General features: G+C 71.2%; 1 pseudogene. It reads left to right on the forward strand.

The features are described from left to right. Window positions 1-1,584: pseudogene (locus tag Y694_RS21700) on the forward strand (hydantoinase B/oxoprolinase family protein); the annotation flags it as partial.

Consider the following 1,584-nt stretch of genomic DNA (forward strand, 5'->3'; position numbering starts at 1 on the left):
CACGCATCGACGGGCCGGCCGTCATCGCCGAGCGCAACGCGACGACGGTCGTCGATCCGGGCTGGCAGGCCCGCGTGACGATGCAGGGCGCGCTGGAGCTGGCGCGCGTGCGACCGCGCGCGCCGCGCACCGCGCTCGGCACCGAGGTGGATCCGGTGCGCCTGGAGGTCTTCAACAACCTCTTCATGAACATCGCCGAGCAGATGGGCCTGCGGCTGCAGAACACCGCGCACTCGGTGAACATCAAGGAGCGGCTCGACTTCTCCTGCGCGCTGTTCGACGGCGGCGGCGAGCTGATCGCCAATGCACCGCACATGCCGGTGCACCTGGGTTCGATGAGCGAGTCGATCAAGACCGTGATCGCCCGCAACCCTCGGCTGCTGCCGGGCGACGTGTTCGTGCTCAACGACCCCTACCACGGCGGCACGCACCTGCCGGACATCACGGTGGTGACGCCGGTGTTCCTGGCCCCTCACTCCAGCCGTCTCCCGGAGGGCGAGGGAGAAAAGCCGCTGTTCTACGTGGCTTCGCGCGGCCACCATGCCGATGTCGGCGGCATCACGCCCGGGTCGATGCCGCCGTTCTCGCGCCGCATCGACGACGAGGGCGTGCTGCTCGACAACTTCCGGCTCGTCGAAGGCGGCGCCACGCCGTGGCTGCGCGAGGCCGAACTGCTGGCCGTGCTGGGCGCCGGGCCGCACCCGGCGCGCAATCCGGCGCAGAACCTCGCCGACCTGCGGGCGCAGATCGCCGCCAACGAAAGGGCGCCCAGGAGCTGCGCGCGCTGGTGGCGCAGGTCGGCCTGGAGACGGTGCAGGCCTACATGCAGCACGTGCAGGACAACGCCGAAGAGAGCGTGCGCCGCGTCGTCACGGCGCTGGCCGCGACGATCGGCAACGGCCGCTACACGCTGCCGCTCGACAACGGTGCGCAGATCGCGGTGCAGGTGAGCGTCGACGCCACCGCGCGCAGCGCCTGCATCGACTTCAGCGGCAGCAGCGCCCAGCAGGACGACGGCAACTTCAACGCACCGAAGTCGGTCACGATGGCGGCGGTGCTGTACGTCTTCCGCACGCTGGTGGGCGACGACATCCCGCTCAACGCCGGCTGCCTGAAGCCGCTGCGGGTGGTGGTGCCCGAAGGCTCGCTGCTGAACCCGCGCCCGCCGGCGGCGGTGGTGGCCGGCAACGTCGAGACCTCGATGTGCGTGACCAATGCGCTCTACGGCGCGCTCGGCGTGATGGCGGCGAGCCAGTGCACGATGAACAACTTCACCTTCGGCAACGAGCGCCACCAGTACTACGAGACGGTCGCCGGCGGCAGCGGCGCCGGCCCCGACTTCGACGGCACGGCCGTCGTGCAGACTCACATGACCAACTCCCGGCTCACCGACCCGGAGGTGCTGGAGTTCCGCTTCCCGGTGCGGCTGGACAGCTACGCCATCCGCCACGGTTCGGGCGGTGCCGGCCGTCACCGGGGCGGCGACGGCGGCGTGCGGCGCCTGCGCTTCCTGGAGCCGATGACGGCCAGCATCCTCAGCAACGGCCGCCGCGTGCCGGCCTTCGGGCTGGCCGGCGGCGAGCC

Origin of the sequence: Methylibium sp. T29-B, assembly GCF_000576225.1 — a bacterium.
GTDB classification, from domain to species: Bacteria; Pseudomonadota; Gammaproteobacteria; order Burkholderiales; family Burkholderiaceae_C; genus Methylibium; species Methylibium petroleiphilum.